Here is a 20,578-nt window from a genome sequence, read left to right on the forward strand (position 1 = left end):
ATTGTTAGGAAGGATGATCCATTATGAAGCAATTGGATACCATGCACGATATCAAAGACATTAAGATAGATAACAATCGCTTGATGCACAGTGCAACACATGAAGAAATCATTAACGGACATACTACAGACGTCTATTTTTTAAGAACGTTGGATATCTTGGGAGAGCTTGACTTAGCTGAATCTGAGGTAGTTGCCGAAATTTTCCCTAGAAAAGCTGGGATGCTTGCAGGGGTAAACGAAGTATTAAATCTTTTAAAAGGAAGAAACCTTGAAATCTGGGCAGTTGAAGAGGGTGAGCGTTTTGAACCTAAAGATACTGTTATGAGAATTAAAGGTAAGTATAAAGACTTTGCTATTTTTGAAACAACCTTATTAGGGATGATGGCGAGTGCTTCTGGGTGGGCAACCGCATCAAGTGTTATCAAAGAGGCTTGTGGTGATAAGTACTTTTTATGCTTTGGTGCAAGACATGTTCATCCTGCTGTTGCACCAGTTATGGAAAGAGCTGCTATCGTAGGTGGCGCTGGAGGTGTTAGCTGTATCTTAGCAGCTAAGTTAGGCGGTATAGAACCATCAGGTACAGTGCCACATAGTGCAATGCTAGTCGCAGGAGATACGGTCAAAGTTGCTGAAACCTATAATAAACTTGCAGCACCTGACCATAATAGAACCGTGCTAGTAGACACATTTAAAGATGAAGTTGAGGAAGCGATAAGAGTAGCTAAAGCGCTTGATGGTAAGCTTTCTGGTATTCGTTTGGATACTCCAAGTGAAAGAGGTGGTGTAACACCTGGTCTTGTAAAAGAAATGAGAGCGAAGCTTGATCTTGAAGGCTTTAATTATGTAAAGATATTCGTTTCAGGTGGTTTAACACCTGAAAAGATTAAGACCTTGATTGAAGCGGGAGCAGATGCATTCGGTGTAGGTAGCTATATCTCAGCAGCATCACCAATAGATATGACAATGGATTTAAAAATGGTTAATGGAAAGGCCGTTGCAAAACGCGGTAGAATTCCGGGATTAGTAGATAATCCAAAATTGAAAAAAGTAGAAGCATAATTATAAATCCTACAGTTATTCGTATATGAAATACGATCTTCCTGTAGGATTTTTTATTTTATACTATAGAAATTTTAATGCGCTAAACTTTCAGATTTTACCACAAGCGAGTTTGTGGCTAAAAAAAAAACAACCTATTAAAATAAGTTGTGTTTTAATGGTGCAGATGGCGGGACTCGAACCCGCATGAGCTATGCTCGCTACCCCCTCAAGATAGTGTGTATGCCAGTTTCACCACATCTGCATGTCTTGTTGCGACTTTTTTATTATAGTTATTGCGCCATTAAAAGTCAAGTCTTTTTTAAAAAGAAATTTATACTTATAGTATTAATGTATATGATAAAAGTGCTATAATAATTGAGTCGGAAAAATAGGAGGTTTGAATGACATTTGTTTTTGCAGCTTTGATAATTTTGCTAGCTTCTACAGTTCAAGGTGCAACGAGCTTTGGTTTTTCACTTATTGCTCTACCGCTACTTGGCTTTTTCTTTGATATCAAAGTTGTCGTACCGGCTTTGGTTTGTTTTTCATTAATACTTAATTTAATGATCTTACTTAAACTGAAATTAAAACCTGATTTAAAGCTTTTGTTACCACTTGTGTTGTTTGCAACTTTAACGATTCCTCTAGGAGTGAAAGCACTACTATTAATCGATGAACATTTATTAAAGCAAATAGTAAGTGTGATATTGTTAGTTGTGTCAATCTTACTTTTATTTGGTGTAAAGGTTCATTTTAAAAATAAATGGGTAACATATAGTATCGCAGGGATTATATCAGGGTTACTTAATGGTTCGGTTTCACTTAGTGGACCGCCTATAGTCGTCTTACTTAGTAACGAGGGCGTTTCACGAGATGAATTTCGTGCAACATTAACCTCATTGTTTTTTATTTTGAATGTCATTACAATAATAATGTATGGCAGAGGTGGTTTGTTAACAAATCCTCAGTTATTTAATCTACTCTATTTAACCCCGATTATGATTGCGGGAACTTTTATGGGTATATATTTAGGTAATAAAATCAATGAAGCATTTTTTAAGCGATTGGTACTAATAATGCTAATGGCGATGAGTATAATTAACCTAATTTAATTGGAGGTATTTAAATGGCGAAGAAAATACTTGTTGTGGACGATGCGATGTTTATGCGAAAGCTTTTAAGTGATATTTTATCAAAAGCAGGCTATGAAGTTGTTGCGGAAGCAGGAAATGGAGAAGAGGCGTATCAAATGTTTAAATTGCATCAACCTGATCTTGTAACCATGGATATTACCATGCCAGAGGTTACAGGAATTGAAGGGGTTAAATTGATCACTTTGGATTATCCTGATGCAAAGATTTTAATGTGTAGTGCGATGGGTCAAGAAAATATGGTAATCGATTCCGTAAAGGCAGGTGCAAAAGGATTTATAGTAAAACCATTTGTAGCTGAAAAGGTAATCGCTGAAGTTCAAAAGCTGATTGGATAATAAATCTAAGAGGTGGTTGATATTAATGTAAATAAAGATTATTGATGATTGAAGGGTGGCTAAGTTAGCCATCTTTTATTATGTCATAATGAAGTAAAGTTAAAATCTATAAGATTTTAATGTTTCAAAAAAATTAACAAGCTTTATAATAAAAATATAAAATTTTGTGCATCCAATGATATTTGGTTAACAAAATATGATACAATAGTGAAGTGAAAGTATTAAGAAATCATTACAAAATGACTAATTTCAAGTGCTGGGACGTTTTTTGACTTTGATATTTTTTTAACTTTTTATTGCTTGAAAAGGTTGAAATTTCAATAGGTCGTGCATTGACCTATAAATCGATTTATAGTATTATGTTAGTGGTGAGAAAAGATATTGTATACAGTATAATTAAGGCGATTTTAAATTATTTCTGTATCGTTCTTTAATCATAGAGGTATTATTAAATTTCTAAAGGGGTGAGTATATATGGGGCTTTTAACTTTTAAAGGAGGCATTCATCCTCCACACGCTAAAGAGTCAACCGAGCATTTGCCAATCGTAGACTTTTTAGGCCCTAAAGTTGTTGAGATTCCCTTAAGACAGCACATTGGAGCACCTTGCGAGGCAACCGTCAAAAAAGGCGATGAAGTAAAGGTGGGACAATTGATTGGTGCTGCAGGAGGATTCGTCTCTGCAAACGTTCACAGTTCTGTATCTGGTACTGTACTCGATGTTAAGAAACAAAACACCGCGTATGGATTTGATACTTGCGTTATTATCGAAAATGATGAACAATACGTTCTTCATGAGTCGGTAGTTCCAAAACCAGATTACAAAACGTTATCTGGAAAAGAAATTGTGGATATTATTAAAGAGGCTGGCATCGTCGGTATGGGTGGTGCAGGTTTCCCAACACATGTTAAATTATCTCCACCACCAGAAAAACCAATTGATACAATCGTATTAAATGGTGCTGAGTGTGAGCCTTATTTAACTTGTGACCACAGATTAATGCTTGAAGAGCCTACTGCGATTATTAAAGGTCTTCAAATATTGATGCATGCACTTAATGTTAAAGATGGTGTAATTGGTATTGAAAGCAATAAGCCTGATGCCATTGAAACAATGACAAAAGCTGCTTCTGGTACTGGTATAAGAGTGGTTGGACTAAAAACCAAATACCCACAAGGTGCTGAAAAGCAATTGATTTATGCTTGTACAGGAAGAGCGATCCCATCAGGTGGACTACCTATGGATATCGGCGTTGTAGTAAACAACGTAGCTACAGTTGCAACCATAGGCAATTTGTTTGAAACAGGTTTACCACTTGTTCAAAGAATTTGTACAGTAACTGGTAAAGGCATTAAGTCGCCAAAAAATATTAGATTTAGAGTAGGAACACCATTAAAACAGTTAATCGAGTTTTGTGATGGCTATAACGGTACGCCTGGCAAAATCTTACTCGGTGGACCAATGATGGGTGTTGCTCAGTTTTCTGATGAACTTCCAGCAATGAAAAACACATCAGGCATTTTAGTGTTTAGTGAAGAAGAAGCTAAATTACCTGAAGCAACTGCATGTATTAAATGTGGTAAATGTGTTTCAATCTGTCCTATTAATCTCGAGCCAATTCAAATCAGTGCTTATGCATTGATGCATGATTATGATAAAGCGGCGAAGTTTAATGCATTGGATTGTATTGAGTGTGGATCATGCTCATTTATCTGTCCTGCTAAGCGACCTTTATTACAGTCAATACGTGTTGCAAAACGCGAGATTTTAGCAAGAAGAAAGAAATAGGGGAGGTTGATTATGGAAAATAGATTGACGGTTTCATCATCGCCTCATATTCGTTCGAGTGAGACGACACAAAGTATCATGAGAGATGTTACCATTGCATTAGCACCTGCTGCTGCATTTGGTGTTTATAATTTCGGTTTACGCGCACTTTTAATTCTTGTCATTTCTGTTGTAACAGCAATGCTTACAGAAGCATTGTGCCAAAAGATTAGAAAACAACCGATTACGGTTAATGATTTCAGTGCTGTTGTAACTGGTTTATTACTTGGTATGAACTTGCCGGTATCCGTACCGATTTGGATTCCTATCGTTGGTAGTTTTTTCGCTATCGCAATCGTTAAACAAGCTTTTGGTGGATTAGGACATAACTTTATCAACCCAGCTTTAGCAGCAAGAGCTTTACTCGTTGCTTCTTGGCCAGTTCAAATGACAACCTGGACAGCCGTAAAGCCTGATGCTCAAACGAGCGCAACTGTACTTGGTATTTTAAAAGAAGGTCTTGACCCTAGCTTTTTACCATCGTTAAAAGACATGTTATTAGGTAGCATCGGTGGATGTATTGGGGAAACATCTGCAATTCTGTTGTTATTAGGTGGTATTTACCTAATTTATAGAGGTGTTATTACAATTAAAATACCTGGAATTTATATTGGGACTGTTGCAATTTTAACGCTTTTAATTACTGGTTTTGATGTTCAGACAACTATGATCCACATCTTATCAGGCGGTTTGATTTTAGGTGCTTTCTTTATGGCTACTGACTACGCGTCATCTCCTATTACACCTAAAGGTCAAATTATCTATGCTGTTGGTATGGGTCTATTGACGACGATTATACGTTTCTATGGTGGCTATCCAGAGGGCGTATCTTATTCAATTCTTTTAATGAACGTTGCAGCTCCATTAATTGACAAGTATTCTAAACCAAGAGTATTTGGAGGTGCAAAATAATGAAAGATATTTTAAAAACGGGACTCATATTGTTTTTAGTAGCTGCAATCGCTGCTCTAGGATTAGGTCTTACTAATGAAGTAACTAAAGATCCAATTGCTGAACAAAGAAGAATTGCGAATGAGCAAGCTAAAAAAGAAGTTTTACCAGAAGCTGCTAGTTTTACAGATGCAAGTGAAGCAGATGTTGAAAAAATTGCAGCTGAGTTTGCACCAGTAGTTGCTGTTTATACAGGACTAGATGCAAATGGTGAAGTTATTGGTTATGTATTTAAATCAACCCCAACTGGTTTTGGTGGTAATGTTGAAGTTGTAACTGGTATTTCTGTGGATGGACAAGTAACTGGATTAAGAGTAGGTAGTCACAACGAGACGCCTGGTCTTGGCGCTAAAGCAAAAGACGCTGCATTCTACGAGCAATATGCTGGTAAGTCAGCTGAAGAAGCTATCGGTGTGTCTAAAACTGCTGCTACAGGTAATGATATTCAAGCAATTACTGGTGCCACAATTTCAAGTGCTGCTATCACAAGTGGTGCGAATGCGTCAATTGATGCTTTCCACTGGATTCTTGAGAATGGGGGGTTAGGAAATTGAAAATAAGCAATTTGACTAAAGGTATTATTAAAGAAAATCCAATTTTCGTTCAGTTGCTTGGTATGTGTCCAACTCTTGCGGTTACGACATCGGCTATCAACGGTATTGGTATGGGTCTTGCGACAACTGCAGTTCTCGTAAGCTCAAATATAGCGATTTCACTACTTAGAAAAGTGATTCCAGCTCAAGTTAGAATTCCTGCATTCGTAGTTGTTATTTCTACATTCGTAACAATTGTCGGTATGTTAATGGAAGCCTTTATTCCAGATTTATTTAGTGCTCTGGGCTTATTTATCCCATTGATCGTAGTTAACTGTATCATCTTAGCGCGTGCAGAGGCATTTGCATCAAAGAACGGTATTGTTGATTCTGCATTTGATGGTATAGGAATGGGTCTTGGCTTTACACTTGCACTTACAATTTTAGGTGCAGTTAGAGAATTACTTGGTAATGGTAGTATTTTTGGCACTATGTTATTAGGTGAGGCTTATAAACCAGCATTAATTATGATTCTTCCTCCAGGTGGATTCTTAGCTTTAGGTTTATTGTTGGCGCTTTATAACAGCTATCAAATTAAGAAAGCGAAGTAGGAGGGTGACTTATGGAAAATGCAAGTATTTTTGTCATAATGGTCAGTGCCATTCTCGTAAATAACTTCGTACTTTCGAGATTTCTTGGTATCTGTCCGTTTTTAGGGGTTTCAAAACAAGTAGAAACAGCTTTCGGTATGGGTATGGCCGTAACGTTCGTTATTACTTTAGCGGGAACGATCACATACTTTGTTCACTACTATATTTTAGTTAAGTTTCATTTAGAGTATCTTCAAACTGCTGCGTTTATTTTAGTAATCGCATCACTGGTTCAGTTCGTTGAAATCGTTCTTCAAAAGATGAGCCCAACACTTTATCAGGCATTAGGTGTATTCTTACCACTAATTACAACTAACTGTGCGGTTCTAGGTTTGGCGTTGCTCAACATTCAGTATAAGTTTAATCTAATTCAAACTATTTTCCATTCGTTCTTTGCAGCGATTGGTTTCTCTCTTGCAATTGTTTTATTTGCAGGTATCAGAGAAAAATTAGAAACATCTGATGTGCCACTTCCTTTTAAAGGATTCCCAATCGCACTTATTACTGCGAGTCTTATGTCAATAGCCTTCTTAGGCTTTACTGGCTTAGTATAGGAGGCTAACATGGATGTAAATTCTTTAATTTTAGCAGGAACGAGCTTAGGGGTAATGGGCTTAGTTTTCGGAGCGTCATTGGCATTTGCTTCTAAAAAGTTTGCTGTAGAAGTTGATCCAAGGGTGATAGAAGTAAGAGAAGCTGTACCGGGTGCAAACTGTGGTGCATGTGGTTACCCGGGTTGTGATGGTTTTGCTAATGCTGTTGTAAAAGGATTGGCGCCAGTTAATGGTTGTCCAGTTGGTGGTGCACCAGTTGCTTCAAGAGTCGCTCAAATCATGGGTGTTGAAGCAGGTGCAACAACCAAAAAAGTAGCAAAAGTAAAATGTGAAGGCCATGAAGAAAACTGTAGTAACCGATTTGACTATGATGGTCTTGATAGCTGTGTTGCAGCAAATATGCTAAACGGTGGACCAAAAAGTTGTTTATATGGATGTATGGGTCTTGGGTCATGTGTACAAGTATGTCCGTTTGATGCGATTCACATCAACGTCAAAGGGCTTGCTGAGGTTGATCCAGAGAAGTGTACCGCTTGTAACAAGTGTATTGATATTTGTCCGAAGATGGTTATTAGCTTAATACCTTATAATCAATTGACAATTGTTGAATGTAACAACAAAGACAAAGGTCCTCAAGTTAAGAAAAATTGTAACGTCGCATGTATTGCTTGTGGTATCTGTGAAAGAAATTGCCCACACGACGCAATACATGTAGTAAACAATTTGGCAGAGATTGATTATGACAAATGTACAAACTGTATGATTTGTGTTGAAAAATGTCCAACAAAAGCAATCAGTGGTGATTTGTCAAAACGAACTGTAGAAGTTGTTGCACAAGCTTAGTAAAATAATATTAAAATTAAAACGGCCATATGGCCGTTTTTTTTCGTTTTAACGGTTAACAGTATTTATATCTGTGGCTTATTATTTAATAAAATTCATGATTTTGTAACGCCCTTTTCCTTGTAATTGACAGCAACCAATGTTAAACTAGATTTTAGATTAGACTGTACTTTTGGTCTGCCATCGCTATGGAAACATATGGAAATATATGGTAAAATTAAGAGGTAATTCATGAGAGTAAAAAGTAACGATGGAATTGTGCTACTTGTATTACTGTTGGTTGGTGCTGTTTTTGGAAGTTTGATCGGCGCAGCATTAGGTGATGTAATCCCGATTTTAAACTATGGTAAAACAATTGGGGTCGACCCATTTGTAGTGGATTTAAATGTGATTATTTTAACCTTTGGTTTAAAGCTTAGTCTCAATCTTTCAGGCATCTTAGGCATTGTGATTGCGTTTTTCATCTATCGAAAATTATGAGAATCATATTAGCCTCGGGCTCACCGAGAAGGGTAGAACTTTTAAAACAATTTATTGATGAGATTGAAATTATACCCAGCAGTATAGAAGAGAAAATTTCATTGAATGATCAGCCAAAACAAGCGGTTATGGCGTTAGCCTATGAAAAAGGGATGCAAGTTGCTCAAGAACATCCTGATGCACTTGTAATTGCAAGTGACACAGTGGTTTTTAAAGATGAAATACTTGGCAAACCTGAAAATTATGACGACGCAAAACGCATGTTAAACCAATTAAATGATACAACTCACGATGTATTTACTGGCATTGCACTCATCCATTTGGAGTGTGGCTTAAAAATAGTCGACTATGAGCGGACCGGTGTTACGTTTAATCCGTTGTCCGATAAGATGATTTGTGATTATTTAGATACTGGGGAACCCTTTGATAAAGCAGGGGCATACGGTATTCAAGGACATGGCGCGTTACTGGTAAATGGAATTGAAGGTGATTTTTTCAATGTCATGGGATTGCCACTCTCAAAATTAAACGCAATGTTGCGTAAGCATTGTAACTTAAATTTGATGAAGCGAGGCGACTAATGATAAAGAATATTCCTGTTACGGAGCAACCAAGAGAGCGTATGTTGCATTATGGCGCTAAAGCACTTACTGTTTCTGAACTTTTAGCTATACTACTTAGAACTGGAAGCAAGAAGAGATCCGCTTTAGAATTAGGTCAATATATGGCCAGTCAATTTGAGTCTAACCTATCAGACTTGTCACAGATTACAATTGAACAGCTTTGTGAGATTGATGGGATTGGTACGACGAAAGCGACGCAAATTATTGCTGCAATTGAACTGGGTAAAAGAATCAAACAATCAACAGGAATAAAAGGCTATAAAATTACTTCACCCAGTGATGTTACAAGTTTTTTTTATGCTGAACTGTCACTTGAAAAAGTAGAGAAGTTTGTTATTGTAATGTTAAATACTAAGAATGAAGTGATCAATTGGGAAGTGATCTCCATAGGCAGTCTTAATGCCTCTATTGTACATCCAAGAGAGGTATTCAATAGCGCTATTAAAAGGAGTGCAGCGTCTATAATCGCAATTCACAATCATCCATCAGGAACGGTTTCACCAAGTAAAGAAGATTCACTTATTACTAAACGTTTAGATGAGTGTGGTCAACTTTTGGGAATACCACTTTTGGATCACTTAATTATTGGAAAAGACAAATATTTTAGCTTTAAAGAAAGCAATCAACTATAAATGAATTGAGAGGAATGTTACAGATGAGATTTGGATTATTTTATAAACAACTTGGTATTGATTTAGGAACATCAAACACGCTTGTATGTGTTAAAGGAAAGGGCATTGTCGTTAGAGAATCATCCGTTGTTGCGATCAATGATAAAGGACACGTTCTTGCAGTCGGTAGAGAAGCGAAGGAAATGATAGGTAAAACACCAGGACAAATTAGAGCGATTAGACCGTTAAAAGATGGCGTTATTGCTGATTTTGATATTACTCAAAAAATGATTAAATACTTTATTCATAAAGCAGTTCCAAACATCAATATGTTTACTGGCGCTAAAGTAGTTGTAGGTATTCCATCTCAAATCACTGAAGTTGAAAAACGTGCAGTTTACGAAGCGTCATTATCAGCTGGAGCTAAAGATGCTTTTTTAATTGAAGAACCTATGGCAGCAGCAATTGGTGCTGATTTACCAATTACTGAACCAACTGGTAGTATGATCGTAGATATCGGTGGCGGTACAACTGAAATTGCGGTTATTTCTTTAGGTGGTATCGTTACAAGCCGTTCTATAAGAATCGCAGGCGATGAACTAGATGATTCAATCGTAAACTATGTTAGAAAAAAATACAGCTTAATGATCGGTGAAAGAACTGCTGAAAATATAAAAATGAACATCGCTTGTGCAATGCTGCCAAGCCAAGATAGACAAATGGAAGTTACAGGTAGAAACTTAGTTACAGGTCTTCCAAACACTTTACTTTTACAATCAAGTGAAATTTTTGAAGCAATTAGGGAACCAATTCAATCAATCGTAGAAGGTATCAAATCAACACTTGAAAAAACACCTCCAGAACTCTCATCAGATATTTATCAGTCAGGTATTGTTTTAGCAGGTGGTGGTGCACTTCTTACAGATCTTGATAAGTTAATTAAAAAGGAAACTGGTATGCCAGTAAGAATTGCTGAAAATCCGTTGGATTGTGTAGCTATCGGTACAAGTAAAGCAGTAGAAAGCTTTAATGAATTAAGAGAAGTATTTATTAGCTCTAGAAACTTATAAGATAAATTGAGGTAAAGATGGATAATCGCTTAAAGAAATTTGCGCTGATTTTGATTGGATCTTTACTCATCATTATGATGATTTTATCATTCGGTGGTAGAGACCGGATTACTTTCATAGAAAGTAAGCTCGGGTCTTTACTTATGCCGGTTCAACGCTTTTTTACATCTGTAGGTAATTTTGTAGATGAAAAAACAGAACCGATTATCAATGTTCTTAATTATAAAGAGCTGAATGAAAATCTTGCGCTAGAAAATGAAGCCTTAAAAGAGCAGATCGTCAATCTTACGATGTCACAAAAGGAGCTCGCTGAGTTAACAGAACTTAAGCGAGCACTTAAGTATGTCGATTCTGATGCTCAAATAGGATATGTTTCAAGTAATGTCATATCTAAAGATGTTGGCAATTGGTTTAATATGTTTACCATAGATGCTGGTATCAATCAAGGGATTAATAAGAATAGTACAGTCATCAATGGCAATGGTTTAGTTGGTCTCGTTTATGAAGTTGGTGATAACTGGAGTAAGGTTATCTCAATCGTTGACCAAAAATCCTCTGTTGGATTCGAAATGCTAAGAGTGACGGATGATTATGATGGCGTCTTAAGTGGTACCACGAATTATGAGCTCATTGGTGAGTTGTTTGATCCGAAGGCATCTGTAAAAGTAGGAGACTACATTGTTACTTCTGGGCTTGGGATGTATCCGAAGGGAATATTAATTGGAAAAATCTATGAGGTTGTTGTAGACAAAGACTTAATTCTCAATAAAATCAAAGTGACGCCTGTTGTTGATTTTAGAAAAATTGATAAAGTTATGGTAATTCCATACGTTGAAAAAGAAGTTGGACAAGAGGGTGGTGAATGATATGAAGTATCGTTATATCATCCTTCTTGCACTTATAAACTTCATTTTGTCGAGCACACTTTTTCAGCTTTTCCGTATTAATGGTGCAATGCCTAATTTTACAATTGTGATTGCAATTGTTTTAGCGGCATTATCAACTTCGCAAAATGCTTATTTATTTGCATTCATCTCAGGTGCTATGCAGGATATGTTTTTAGGAAGAATGCTAGGCGTTAATTTTTTAATTTATGGTTTAATTGTCTATCTTGTCTTATATCTGATAGAGGTATTGTTTAAAGGAAATTTTATGACGCCATTGTTCTTAATGGCGATTGGGACGATTCTTTATCATTTTGTATTTTATTTAATCATGTTCTTTATACAATCGACGATACCATTTTCACTTATGTACTTAAAAATTGCCACAGAGATTGCTATGAATGTCGTCATAGGGTATTTTATCTATGCGTGGGTTTTTAAAAGAGTTCATGGTTACAAGCTAGGAGACTTCAATGCTTAACTTACTTAAAGATCGAAAAATACACATTATGCTCGGTTTACTCATCATTTTTGTTCTCTTGGGTTATAGTCTTTACGATTTAACCATCACTCATGGTGAAGAGTATTATCAAAAATCGATTAGTAATAGAATTAAAAAGATCGAGACGCAAGCTAAACGTGGCGACATTTACGATCGAAACGGACAATTACTTGCTACGTCTGAAGTTGGTTTTGCGATAGAATTAAATAGTAGCATCGTACCTTCAGATGTATTTTCACAAAAGATGATAGAGATTTATGATTTTCTTGAAGCACAAGGCGAGGAACACCTTGAGTTTCCAATCTATATTGAAAATGGCGTATACAAGTTTAGATTTGATGAAAGTATAAAAAAATGGCTATATGACAATGGTTATGATGAAAGTTGGACCGCAGAAGCCGTTTTTGATGATATTCGATCTGCAAACTATATTGATCCAGAGCTGAGTGATTACGAAGCCTATCGAATTTTATACAATCAAGGTAAATATTTGCCTATTTCGACCAATAGGATGCTTTTCTTAGAACAAATTTATAAAACGACATTTTTAAAAATGTATGGCTTAGATGAGAATATTTCTGCCAAAGAGGCCTTCCAAAAGATAAGGTCGAGATCAGAATTTAAAATCAGTGATGATTATACTGATGAGGATGCTTATAAAATTCTTATCTTTAGACATACGATTAAAGAACAGGGTTATTTAAAGTACGAACCAATTACCGTTGCAAGTTCTGTATCTAAAGAAACTGCGATTTTGGTTCAAGAAAAGGGGTACGATTTACCTGGTATTTCAGTCAATTATACAACGATCCGTACGTATCCAAACAGCTCAACTGCAGCACATATTCTCGGATATATGGGGAAAATTGCCACGGACGCTGAAATTGAAAACTATATTAATCAAAAAGGCTATAATAGAAATCAAGTCATTGGAAAAACCGGAATTGAAGGTGCTTATGAAGACTCATTACACGGTGAAAATGGCTATAAGTATATTGAGGTTGACGTCTATGGAAAGTATGTTGCAGATGTAGATGAAGCTGCATATGGTCTTGATAGTAAGGATGCAAAATCTGGTGAAGATATCTATTTAACCATTGACTTAGATTTACAAAAAGTTTTAGAACAGGGACTTGAAAAAGCATTGACAGCACTTCAAACAGGTGGTGTCTATGAAAGCCCTTGGGGAGATTATAAATACGATCAATATGCGAATGCTGAAACTGCTGCAGGCGTTGTCGTAGACGTAAAGACTGGCGAGGTTCTCGCATCGGCAAGTTATCCATCTTACGATGTCAATTTATTTTCAACAGGCATCAATCAAGAGGACTGGAATGCGCTTAACCCAGTTAACAAACGTAATCCTTTAGCGGCACGTCCGTTATATAATACCGCTACAATGATGGCGGTTCAGCCTGGCTCTATCTACAAGATGATGACCGGGTATGCTGCGCTACAACAAGGGCTAGACCCGTATCAAAAGCTTTATTCAGATGGTTATGTAGAAATAGGTAACCAGAGATTTGGTTGCTGGTATTGGAACGATTATGGTGGGAAGCATGGTCCAACTGACTTCTTTAAAGCCATAGAAGTATCATGTAACTATTACTTCTTTAATATTTCAAATGGTAAGGACTATTATAGAGGCGTGCCTCTTAATTTTGAAATGAATCCTACCATCATGACAGAATACTCAAAATTATTCGGTTTAGATCGTAAGACCGGTGTTGAAATTAGTGAAGTTTCAATGGGATTGCCAGAACCAGAAAAGAAGAAAAGAACCATTATGGCGCTTTTATCTAATCAACTTCATTTAATTGCTAAAAACTATTTTCCCGAAGAGTTAATTGATGATGAAGATAAGTTAGATGCACTTGTAGATACTATTGTCAGCTGGTCTGATGATAATCCTGGCAGAGGAGAGTTGATCAATCGTTTACTTGAATTAGGTAGTAATCCAGATTACTATGTTACTGAAGAGTTAGCTGATATCATAAAATATGACTACTTCAATTTAATGAAATGGTATGAAAGTGATACACTGAATCTTTCTATCGGTCAAGGGGACCATACGTATACGCCTATGCAAATAGCAAGATATATCGCAACTATAGCTAATGGTGGTTACCTAAATGAGTTAACCTTGATAAAAAAAGTTGGTGATATCGTACAAAATAAGAATGTAGATGTTACGGAAAGTTTTGATACAAAGGGTAATCTAAATTATGTTAAACAAGCGATGCTTCAGGTTACAAAAGGAACCTCTTCATCTGTTTATAAAATATTCAAGGATATGCCATTGAATATAGCAGCTAAAACAGGAACTGCTCAGAAAGAAGGTTTAATACCGCCTCTAGATGAAGTTGCCTATTTGACTGAATATTTGAATGAATTAGCTCCTGGCCTTAAAATAGAGGATGTGGAAGAAAAAACGATTGAAATCATCAAACAGCGTAGTGAAGAGATGGCCATACTTGAAAAACAAAGTGATGAGGCAACCTCCGATGAAGAAAAAGCAATTAAAGATGAGAAGTTAGAATCGTTAATTCAAAAGGATTATCTTAACAAAGGTTCAGCAATGCGCGAAGCTATAAAGGAAATGACAAATTACACTTTAACCGATGAGGATTTGAATCAATTCCGTTTACCATATGATAACTATTCATGGTTTGTTTCATTTGCACCTTATGAAGATCCGGAAATTGCAGTGGTCATTTTTATTCCACAAGGCGGACAAGGGTATTATTCAGCTCCTGTTGCTAGGGATGTCTATGCACAGTATTTTGGTTTAGAGCCAGAAGTGGAAAGTGACGAAGTAATTGAAGTTCCTAAAAACCAAGATTAACTGTTGGTTGTGAAATCTGTTAAAATAAGTTAAAATAATAATGATGCAGTAATAACTGTAAAAATACGAGCTGGTGGTGATGAAATGGCCTCAAAAGGTCCAGTTGAATTCAAAGGAAAGTTAAATGGACTTTACTTGAATATTGACACCAACGTTTCTTTTGATATTGCGCTCAATCATTTAAAAACACTGTTAAAAGAGCGTGGTGACTTTTACAAAGGCTCCAAAATTATCGGTGTCAATGGCGCAGAGCTTAATTATAAGCAAAAAGCTGCTATTGAAGTACTGGTCTTTGATGAGTATGGCATCGAAGTTGAGAGTCTTGAAGAAGTCAAAGAGAAGAGCCCAAAACCGACTAAATTATCTAATCGTACTGCTGAAGTTAGCGAACCACATGTTGAAACTAAAGTCGAGACAAAAATTGTTGAAAAAATTGTCGAGAAAATTGTTGAGGTTCAGGTACCTGTACCTGTGCAAAGTGATGCGCATTTGATTTGCGATACGCATTTTGTGTTTGGTACCATGCGTTCTGGTAAATCTGTTCACTTTCCCGGGCATGTCGTCGTAATAGGCGATGTAAATCCAGGAGCTGAAGTGGTCGCAGAAGGCAATATAATCGTCATGGGGAGAGTTTTAGGGTTTATTCATGCTGGTTCTGCCGGCAATGATAAAGCCGTAGTAATCGCAAATTTATTGAAGCCGACTCAAATCAGAATCTCTAAATTTATTTCGGTTCCACCGAGCGATGATGAAACGATTCATACGACGGTTCCTGAAAAAGCGACTGTGAGTAATGGGGTTATTAAAATTGAGAAATGTCATTAAATAAGGCTTTTGATGGATTGTATAGATGTACAACCAGTGCGATAATAGTAAAAATAGACTAGTAAGTTTTTGGAGGGTGTAATATAATGGGCGAAGCGATCGTAGTAACATCTGGAAAGGGCGGCGTTGGTAAAACCACAACTACCGCAAATATTGGAGCTGCTTTAGCATTACTTGGTAAAAGAGTATGTGTTATCGATGCAGATATCGGACTTCGTAACTTAGACATCGTTATGGGGCTCGAAAATAGAATCGTTTATGATATCGTAGATGTCGTTACTGGCGTTTGTAGAGTGAAGCAAGCGTTAATCAGAGATAAAAGATTTGAAAATTTATCTTTGTTACCTGCTGCACAAACAAAAGACAAAAATGCAGTAACACCTGATCAAATGAAAGAGTTAATTGAAGATTTAAAGAAAACACATGATTATGTATTAGTGGATTGTCCAGCTGGTATTGAACAAGGCTTTAAAAATGCTATCGCTGGTGCAGATAGAGCTGTAGTCGTTACGACTCCTGAAGTTTCTGCGGTAAGAGATGCAGATAGAATTATTGGTTTACTTGAAGCTGCAGAAATTAACAATCCAAGATTAATCGTCAATCGTCTTAGAGTTGATATGGTAAAAAGAGGCGAAATGATGAACGTTCAAGATATCGAGGATATCTTAGCAGTTGACTTAATCGGTGTCGTTCCAGATGACGAAGAAGTCGTAATGAGCACAAATAGAGGTGAACCTGCAGTATTTAAAGACCAATCATTATCAGGTATGGCTTTTAGAAATATCGCTAAAAGAATTACTGGTGAAGATGTGGCATTTTTAGAATTTGACGTTCAGGAAAGCTTTTTGGAAAAAATCAAAAAAGCGTTATCATTTGGCAAATAGGAGGGGTTTATGTTTGATTTATTTGGTTTTCTAAATAGCAAACCTCAGAGCAAAAATGTGGCCAAGGATCGCTTGAAGCTGGTCTTAGTCCACGATCGATCGAATTGTTCGCCTGAGTTGCTTGAGCTATTAAAGAAAGATATATTGTCATCAATATCGGAACACGTGGATTATGATCCATCTGATATGGATATTAAAATCACTAGAACACATGATGACGAATCCGGAAAACCGGTTTTAGTCGCTAGTATTCCGATTAAGAATTTGAAGCGTTAACCAAAGGTCCTTCGGGACCTTTTTTAAATGAGGTGTTAAAGTGAATTTAAAGAGGATTGTTACGAGCTTTGACTATATTTTATTAGGAATCGTATTAGTTCTATTTACATTAGGACTATTTGCGATTGCTAGTGCAACAGATGTAATGAATGTCGGAATGACAAGGCAAGTACAATTACAGGCATTTTCGTTTGTTTTTGGACTTATATTGATTGGCATACTTCAATTTATCAATTACGAAGTCGTTGGAGAGTTTTACTGGTGGCTTTATGGAATCGCGCTTTTATTATTGATAATTATCTTTATTCCAGGAGTGGGCGTGATTCGTAACGGCTCACGTAGCTGGATTAATTTAGGCATTATCGATTTTCAGACCAGTGAAATATCCAAAATTGCATACATTATCTTTTTAGCAAAATTTGCAGAAAAAAATGGAGGGATGCGCTCCCTTAAGTCAGTTATTAAGGCAGGGATTGCACTGGTTCCAATATTATTACTCATTCTTAAACAGCCAGACCTCGGCTCTGCGCTCGTATTCGTATCTGCAACATTTGGTATTCTTTTAGCAAGTGGCATGAGATACTGGCAAATTGGTGGCGGTTTATTGGCTGTGGTTGGATTGACACCATTAATTTACCCACATTTAGAAACGCACCAGCGCGAGAGAATTGATGCTTTTTTAAATCCGAATGATTTGACTTTACCAGGAAATTATCACGTAATGCAGTCAAAAATCACAATTGGATCTGGAATGATGTATGGTAGAGGCTTATTTCAAGGTGTATACCATCGACTAAATTATTTACCCGTTCAAGAATCCGATTTTATATTTGCTGTTTTTGTTGAAGAAACAGGTTTTGTTGGTGGGATAGCAGTAATTGCGCTGTATTTGTTTTTTCTGCTAAGAATGATTAGTTTAAGCAGACGTGTAAAGGATGAGTTTGGATCAAATATAATAATTGGTATAATTTTTATGTTTGCATTTCAAATAATTGAAAATATTGCAATGACTTTGGGTAGAATGCCAGTAACGGGAATAACACTACCGTTCTTTAGCTACGGTTCAACTTCAATCGTTTCCAGTATGTTGGCGATTGGAATTGTTGAATCTATATATATTAGAAGAAAGAAAGGCACTTTCTTTAACGCATAGTACTAGGAGGAACCATGAATTTAGAAGCTTTGCTTCACAAGGTAGAGAAGCCATCGAGATACATCGGTGGTGAGTTGAACACATTCAACAAAGAAATTACTGAAGAAATGATCAGATTTTGTTTTGCTTTTCCTGATGTATATGAGGTTGGGATGAGTCATTTAGGCATGCAAATTATATACAATTTGCTCAATCAACAAGAAGATGTATTTTGTGAGAGAGTATTTTCACCATGGCCAGATATGGAAAAAGAGATGCGAGAAAGAGGACACAAGTTATTTTCACTTGAAAAAAAATCGCCTCTCTCTGAAATGGATGTCATTGGCTTCACACTTCAATATGAGTTAAGCTACACCAATATTTTAAATATGCTTAACCTTTCTGGCTTAGAGCTATATTCTAAGGATAGACATTCTAAGGATCCAATTATAATTGCAGGTGGACCTTGTGCTTATAACCCAGAACCAATCGCTGAATTTATAGATATGTTCTTTATCGGTGAGGGTGAAGAGGTATTGCTTGAGTTTGTAGATGTATTTAGAAGCTATAAGAAAGGTGATATTTCAAAGGATGACTTACTGCTTGCATGTGCTGGTATAGAGGGTATATATGTGCCTAAGTTTTATGAACCACAGTATGATGCTCAAGGCATAATGCTTGGATATGCACTTAAAGCAGATGTTCCTAAGGTGATTAAGAAGCGTTTCTTAAGAAGCTTTGAAGATGGTTTTAAACTTGAAACAATGATCGTTCCTTTCGCTGACATTGTTCACGATCGCGCTATGGTGGAGCTATTCAGAGGCTGTACCAAAGGGTGTCGTTTCTGTCAAGCGGGTATGCTTTATCGACCAATAAGAGAAAGAAAACCAGAAACGATCGTTTCAAATATTGACAAAATTCTTAACAATACAGGCTTTGAAGAATTCTCTTTAACCTCATTAAGTTCAATGGATTATAGTCAAATAGGTCCTTTGGTAACGGATCTTGTCAAGAAGTATGAAGGGGATAATATTGCCGTTTCATTACCTTCATTAAGGTTAGATAGTTTCTCAGTAGACGTTTTAAAGGAAATTCAAAAAGTAAAGAAAACTGGTCTTACTTTTGCACCTGAGGCAGGTACACAGAGACTTAGAGATGTTATTAATAAAGGCGTTTCTGAAGAGAATATTTTAGAAACATTTAAAAGTATTTTTTCTTTGGGTTGGCACCGTGTTAAGCTTTATTTCATGATTGGTTTACCAACAGAAACTTATGAAGATTTAGATGGTATTAGTGACATTGCAAATCTAGGAACTTACACATTTAAGCAAGTAAAACCAGAAGATATGAAAAAGTCTGTACAAGTAACTGTAAGTACCTCTTGCTTTGTTCCAAAACCATTTACACCATTTCAGTGGATGGTTCAGGACGATAAAGAAACTTTTTATAAGAAAATTCATCATTTAAAATCAAAATTGATCAATAAAAAAGTAGTCTATAATTATCACGAACCAGAAACAAGTGTTCTTGAGGGTGTATTTGCAAGAGGCGATAGAAAACTCAATGCGGTTGTTAAAAAGGCTTATGAGTTAGGATGTAAGTTTGATGGCTGGGCAGAGTATTTTGATCAAGACTTATGGATGCAAGCTTTTGAAGCCGAGGGGATTGATCCAGATTTCTATACACGTCGAGAAAGAAGCTTTGAAGAATATCTGCCTTGGGATCATATAGACGCAGGTGTTTCTAAAGCATACCTTAAAAGAGAGTATGATAATGCGGTAATCGAAAAAGAAACACAGGATTGCCGTCAGGGATGTACTGGCTGTGGTTTAAACGTAAATCTTATAGGTGGTGATTGCTATGATAACGCTTAGAATTGTTTATACAAAAGAAGGGTACATGGCATTCTTAGGACATCTTGAGTTAATGAAGTTATTTGAAAGGGTCTTTAGATTTAATAAGGTTCCATTAAAGTTTTCTGAAGGTTTTAATCCAATTCCAAGAATGACTTTTGCAGCACCTCTTTCAGTGGGTTATTCAAGCAAGTACGAAGTAATGGAAGTTCTACTTGAAAAAGAGATGCCAATGGAACAGGTGAAAACTATGCAATTCCCCGATGGGATAAAAGTCGTTGAGGCTTCATATGTTCAAAGTAAAAAGTCACTTATGGCCGCTTTATCACATGCTGAATACCTGATTAAGGTTGAGTTTAATTCTAATATTGAAAGATTACCTATTGCAGAGTGGATTGATGCTTTTACTCAAAATAATGAGATCGTTTATGAAAAGAAAGCAAAAAACGGTAAGATGAAGCAAGTCAATATCAATGAACAAATTGATTCTTTTAAAATGGTATTCCAATCTGAACAAGAAATTTTGTTTAGAGCAACCTTACAATCTGGAAGCCAAGGCAGTTTAAACCCGGAGACTTTAGTCAAAGTCTTATTTGAAACCTATAAAGTGCCACAAACCATTGAAACAATTCGGGTTGAAAGAATTGGTTTGTTTTTTGAAAACGATGGCGTCAAACAATCTATCTTTAATTTGAGTGAATAG

At 36.4% G+C, this 20,578-nt stretch carries 22 protein-coding genes and 1 tRNA gene; 22 read left to right on the forward strand and 1 reads right to left on the reverse strand.

All coding sequences use genetic code 11. The annotated features are described in order from the left end of the window. The first annotated feature begins 23 nt into the window (after nucleotides 1-23). Nucleotides 24-1,061, forward strand: a complete 1,038-nt coding sequence (locus tag AC4PID_RS16900) for a nicotinate phosphoribosyltransferase (RefSeq protein ID WP_492133164.1) — start codon at nucleotides 24-26, stop codon at nucleotides 1,059-1,061. 158 nt (nucleotides 1,062-1,219) lie between these two features. Here the strand turns inward: AC4PID_RS16900 and AC4PID_RS16905 are convergent. Further along, a tRNA-Leu gene (locus tag AC4PID_RS16905) sits at nucleotides 1,220-1,305 on the reverse strand. A 139-nt stretch (nucleotides 1,306-1,444) separates the two neighbouring features. On the opposite strand from AC4PID_RS16905, the gene AC4PID_RS16910 reads away from it, so the two are divergent. The 21 genes from AC4PID_RS16910 (at nucleotide 1,445) to AC4PID_RS17010 (ending at nucleotide 20,578) form a co-directional block, all read left to right on the forward strand. Further along, a complete protein-coding gene (locus AC4PID_RS16910) occupies nucleotides 1,445-2,155 on the forward strand; it encodes a sulfite exporter TauE/SafE family protein (protein WP_492133165.1) in 711 nt (236 codons plus the stop codon). A gap of 14 nt (nucleotides 2,156-2,169) precedes the next feature. Then, entirely contained in the window at nucleotides 2,170-2,532 is a 363-nt protein-coding gene (locus tag AC4PID_RS16915; RefSeq protein ID WP_492133166.1) for a response regulator, read from the forward strand. A gap of 474 nt (nucleotides 2,533-3,006) precedes the next feature. Continuing rightward, on the forward strand, nucleotides 3,007-4,320 hold the full coding sequence (gene rsxC / locus AC4PID_RS16920; RefSeq protein WP_492133167.1) for an electron transport complex subunit RsxC: 1,314 nt from the start codon (nucleotides 3,007-3,009) through the stop codon (nucleotides 4,318-4,320). Nucleotides 4,321-4,329: 9 nt separating this feature from the next. Further along, nucleotides 4,330-5,271 (forward strand): RnfABCDGE type electron transport complex subunit D, encoded by a 942-nt coding sequence (locus AC4PID_RS16925; RefSeq protein ID WP_492135395.1) that lies wholly within the window; start codon nucleotides 4,330-4,332, stop codon nucleotides 5,269-5,271. Beyond that, the gene (locus tag AC4PID_RS16930; RefSeq protein WP_492133168.1) at nucleotides 5,271-5,864 is read left to right on the forward strand and encodes an RnfABCDGE type electron transport complex subunit G; all 594 of its coding nucleotides are present in this window, start codon (nucleotides 5,271-5,273) and stop codon (nucleotides 5,862-5,864) included. Before AC4PID_RS16925 ends, AC4PID_RS16930 begins: the two co-directional genes overlap by 1 nt. Next, nucleotides 5,861-6,454 carry an electron transport complex subunit RsxE gene (gene rsxE / locus AC4PID_RS16935; RefSeq protein ID WP_492133169.1) on the forward strand — a complete coding sequence of 198 codons (594 nt, stop codon included), beginning with the start codon at nucleotides 5,861-5,863 and terminating at the stop codon, nucleotides 6,452-6,454. The genes AC4PID_RS16930 and rsxE overlap by 4 nt, the downstream gene beginning before the upstream one ends. An 11-nt stretch (nucleotides 6,455-6,465) precedes the next feature. Further along, nucleotides 6,466-7,047 (forward strand): electron transport complex subunit RsxA, encoded by a 582-nt coding sequence (gene rsxA / locus AC4PID_RS16940; RefSeq protein ID WP_492133170.1) that lies wholly within the window; start codon nucleotides 6,466-6,468, stop codon nucleotides 7,045-7,047. 9 nt (nucleotides 7,048-7,056) lie between these two features. After that, nucleotides 7,057-7,890 carry an RnfABCDGE type electron transport complex subunit B gene (locus tag AC4PID_RS16945; protein ID WP_492133171.1) on the forward strand — a complete coding sequence of 278 codons (834 nt, stop codon included), beginning with the start codon at nucleotides 7,057-7,059 and terminating at the stop codon, nucleotides 7,888-7,890. A 231-nt stretch (nucleotides 7,891-8,121) separates the two neighbouring features. Further along, nucleotides 8,122-8,370: a DUF4321 domain-containing protein gene (locus AC4PID_RS16950; RefSeq protein ID WP_492133172.1), complete on the forward strand. Its 249-nt coding sequence runs from the start codon at nucleotides 8,122-8,124 to the stop codon at nucleotides 8,368-8,370. Next, nucleotides 8,367-8,951 (forward strand): Maf family protein, encoded by a 585-nt coding sequence (locus AC4PID_RS16955; RefSeq protein WP_492133173.1) that lies wholly within the window; start codon nucleotides 8,367-8,369, stop codon nucleotides 8,949-8,951. The genes AC4PID_RS16950 and AC4PID_RS16955 overlap by 4 nt, the downstream gene beginning before the upstream one ends. Then, nucleotides 8,951-9,625 (forward strand): RadC family protein, encoded by a 675-nt coding sequence (gene radC / locus AC4PID_RS16960; protein ID WP_492133174.1) that lies wholly within the window; start codon nucleotides 8,951-8,953, stop codon nucleotides 9,623-9,625. Before AC4PID_RS16955 ends, radC begins: the two co-directional genes overlap by 1 nt. Nucleotides 9,626-9,648: 23 nt before the next feature. Continuing rightward, nucleotides 9,649-10,674: a rod shape-determining protein gene (locus AC4PID_RS16965; protein WP_492133175.1), complete on the forward strand. Its 1,026-nt coding sequence runs from the start codon at nucleotides 9,649-9,651 to the stop codon at nucleotides 10,672-10,674. A 17-nt stretch (nucleotides 10,675-10,691) separates the two neighbouring features. Then, on the forward strand, nucleotides 10,692-11,540 hold the full coding sequence (mreC, locus tag AC4PID_RS16970; protein WP_492133176.1) for a rod shape-determining protein MreC: 849 nt from the start codon (nucleotides 10,692-10,694) through the stop codon (nucleotides 11,538-11,540). Nucleotide 11,541: 1 nt separating this feature from the next. Then, nucleotides 11,542-12,039, forward strand: a complete 498-nt coding sequence (mreD, locus tag AC4PID_RS16975) for a rod shape-determining protein MreD (protein ID WP_492133177.1) — start codon at nucleotides 11,542-11,544, stop codon at nucleotides 12,037-12,039. After that, nucleotides 12,032-14,905 (forward strand): penicillin-binding transpeptidase domain-containing protein, encoded by a 2,874-nt coding sequence (locus AC4PID_RS16980; protein ID WP_492133178.1) that lies wholly within the window; start codon nucleotides 12,032-12,034, stop codon nucleotides 14,903-14,905. Before mreD ends, AC4PID_RS16980 begins: the two co-directional genes overlap by 8 nt. Before the next feature lie 84 nt (nucleotides 14,906-14,989). Then, nucleotides 14,990-15,730 carry a septum site-determining protein MinC gene (minC, locus tag AC4PID_RS16985; protein ID WP_492133179.1) on the forward strand — a complete coding sequence of 247 codons (741 nt, stop codon included), beginning with the start codon at nucleotides 14,990-14,992 and terminating at the stop codon, nucleotides 15,728-15,730. A gap of 86 nt (nucleotides 15,731-15,816) precedes the next feature. Further along, entirely contained in the window at nucleotides 15,817-16,614 is a 798-nt protein-coding gene (gene minD / locus AC4PID_RS16990; RefSeq protein ID WP_492133180.1) for a septum site-determining protein MinD, read from the forward strand. A gap of 9 nt (nucleotides 16,615-16,623) precedes the next feature. Beyond that, the gene (gene minE / locus AC4PID_RS16995) at nucleotides 16,624-16,890 is read left to right on the forward strand and encodes a cell division topological specificity factor MinE (protein WP_492133181.1); all 267 of its coding nucleotides are present in this window, start codon (nucleotides 16,624-16,626) and stop codon (nucleotides 16,888-16,890) included. Nucleotides 16,891-16,930: 40 nt separating this feature from the next. Next, complete coding sequence (locus tag AC4PID_RS17000; protein ID WP_492133182.1) at nucleotides 16,931-18,043, forward strand: FtsW/RodA/SpoVE family cell cycle protein; 1,113 nt, start codon at nucleotides 16,931-16,933, stop codon at nucleotides 18,041-18,043. A gap of 14 nt (nucleotides 18,044-18,057) precedes the next feature. Continuing rightward, complete coding sequence (locus AC4PID_RS17005; protein ID WP_492133183.1) at nucleotides 18,058-19,896, forward strand: TIGR03960 family B12-binding radical SAM protein; 1,839 nt, start codon at nucleotides 18,058-18,060, stop codon at nucleotides 19,894-19,896. Further along, the gene (locus AC4PID_RS17010; protein WP_492133184.1) at nucleotides 19,883-20,578 is read left to right on the forward strand and encodes a TIGR03936 family radical SAM-associated protein; all 696 of its coding nucleotides are present in this window, start codon (nucleotides 19,883-19,885) and stop codon (nucleotides 20,576-20,578) included. The genes AC4PID_RS17005 and AC4PID_RS17010 overlap by 14 nt, the downstream gene beginning before the upstream one ends.

The sequence above is a fragment of the Fusibacter sp. QWL-12 genome (assembly GCF_058683495.1).

What these genes read in the sequence shown, in the direction of transcription:
- AC4PID_RS16945 (WP_492133171.1), top strand. Translation starts at nt 7,057, where the DNA reads ATGGATGTAAATTCTTTAATTTTAGCAGGAACGAGCTTAGGGGTAATG.
- rsxC (WP_492133167.1), top strand. Translation starts at nt 3,007, where the DNA reads ATGGGGCTTTTAACTTTTAAAGGAGGCATTCATCCTCCACACGCTAAA.
- mreD (WP_492133177.1), top strand. Translation starts at nt 11,542, where the DNA reads ATGAAGTATCGTTATATCATCCTTCTTGCACTTATAAACTTCATTTTG.
- AC4PID_RS16950 (WP_492133172.1), top strand. Translation starts at nt 8,122, where the DNA reads ATGAGAGTAAAAAGTAACGATGGAATTGTGCTACTTGTATTACTGTTG.
- minD (WP_492133180.1), top strand. Translation starts at nt 15,817, where the DNA reads ATGGGCGAAGCGATCGTAGTAACATCTGGAAAGGGCGGCGTTGGTAAA.
- AC4PID_RS16900 (WP_492133164.1), top strand. Translation starts at nt 24, where the DNA reads ATGAAGCAATTGGATACCATGCACGATATCAAAGACATTAAGATAGAT.
- AC4PID_RS16980 (WP_492133178.1), top strand. Translation starts at nt 12,032, where the DNA reads ATGCTTAACTTACTTAAAGATCGAAAAATACACATTATGCTCGGTTTA.
- minE (WP_492133181.1), top strand. Translation starts at nt 16,624, where the DNA reads ATGTTTGATTTATTTGGTTTTCTAAATAGCAAACCTCAGAGCAAAAAT.
- rsxA (WP_492133170.1), top strand. Translation starts at nt 6,466, where the DNA reads ATGGAAAATGCAAGTATTTTTGTCATAATGGTCAGTGCCATTCTCGTA.
- mreC (WP_492133176.1), top strand. Translation starts at nt 10,692, where the DNA reads ATGGATAATCGCTTAAAGAAATTTGCGCTGATTTTGATTGGATCTTTA.
- minC (WP_492133179.1), top strand. Translation starts at nt 14,990, where the DNA reads ATGGCCTCAAAAGGTCCAGTTGAATTCAAAGGAAAGTTAAATGGACTT.
- AC4PID_RS16955 (WP_492133173.1), top strand. Translation starts at nt 8,367, where the DNA reads ATGAGAATCATATTAGCCTCGGGCTCACCGAGAAGGGTAGAACTTTTA.
- radC (WP_492133174.1), top strand. Translation starts at nt 8,951, where the DNA reads ATGATAAAGAATATTCCTGTTACGGAGCAACCAAGAGAGCGTATGTTG.
- AC4PID_RS17010 (WP_492133184.1), top strand. Translation starts at nt 19,883, where the DNA reads ATGATAACGCTTAGAATTGTTTATACAAAAGAAGGGTACATGGCATTC.
- AC4PID_RS16965 (WP_492133175.1), top strand. Translation starts at nt 9,649, where the DNA reads ATGAGATTTGGATTATTTTATAAACAACTTGGTATTGATTTAGGAACA.
- AC4PID_RS16930 (WP_492133168.1), top strand. Translation starts at nt 5,271, where the DNA reads ATGAAAGATATTTTAAAAACGGGACTCATATTGTTTTTAGTAGCTGCA.
- AC4PID_RS16915 (WP_492133166.1), top strand. Translation starts at nt 2,170, where the DNA reads ATGGCGAAGAAAATACTTGTTGTGGACGATGCGATGTTTATGCGAAAG.
- AC4PID_RS17005 (WP_492133183.1), top strand. Translation starts at nt 18,058, where the DNA reads ATGAATTTAGAAGCTTTGCTTCACAAGGTAGAGAAGCCATCGAGATAC.
- AC4PID_RS16910 (WP_492133165.1), top strand. Translation starts at nt 1,445, where the DNA reads ATGACATTTGTTTTTGCAGCTTTGATAATTTTGCTAGCTTCTACAGTT.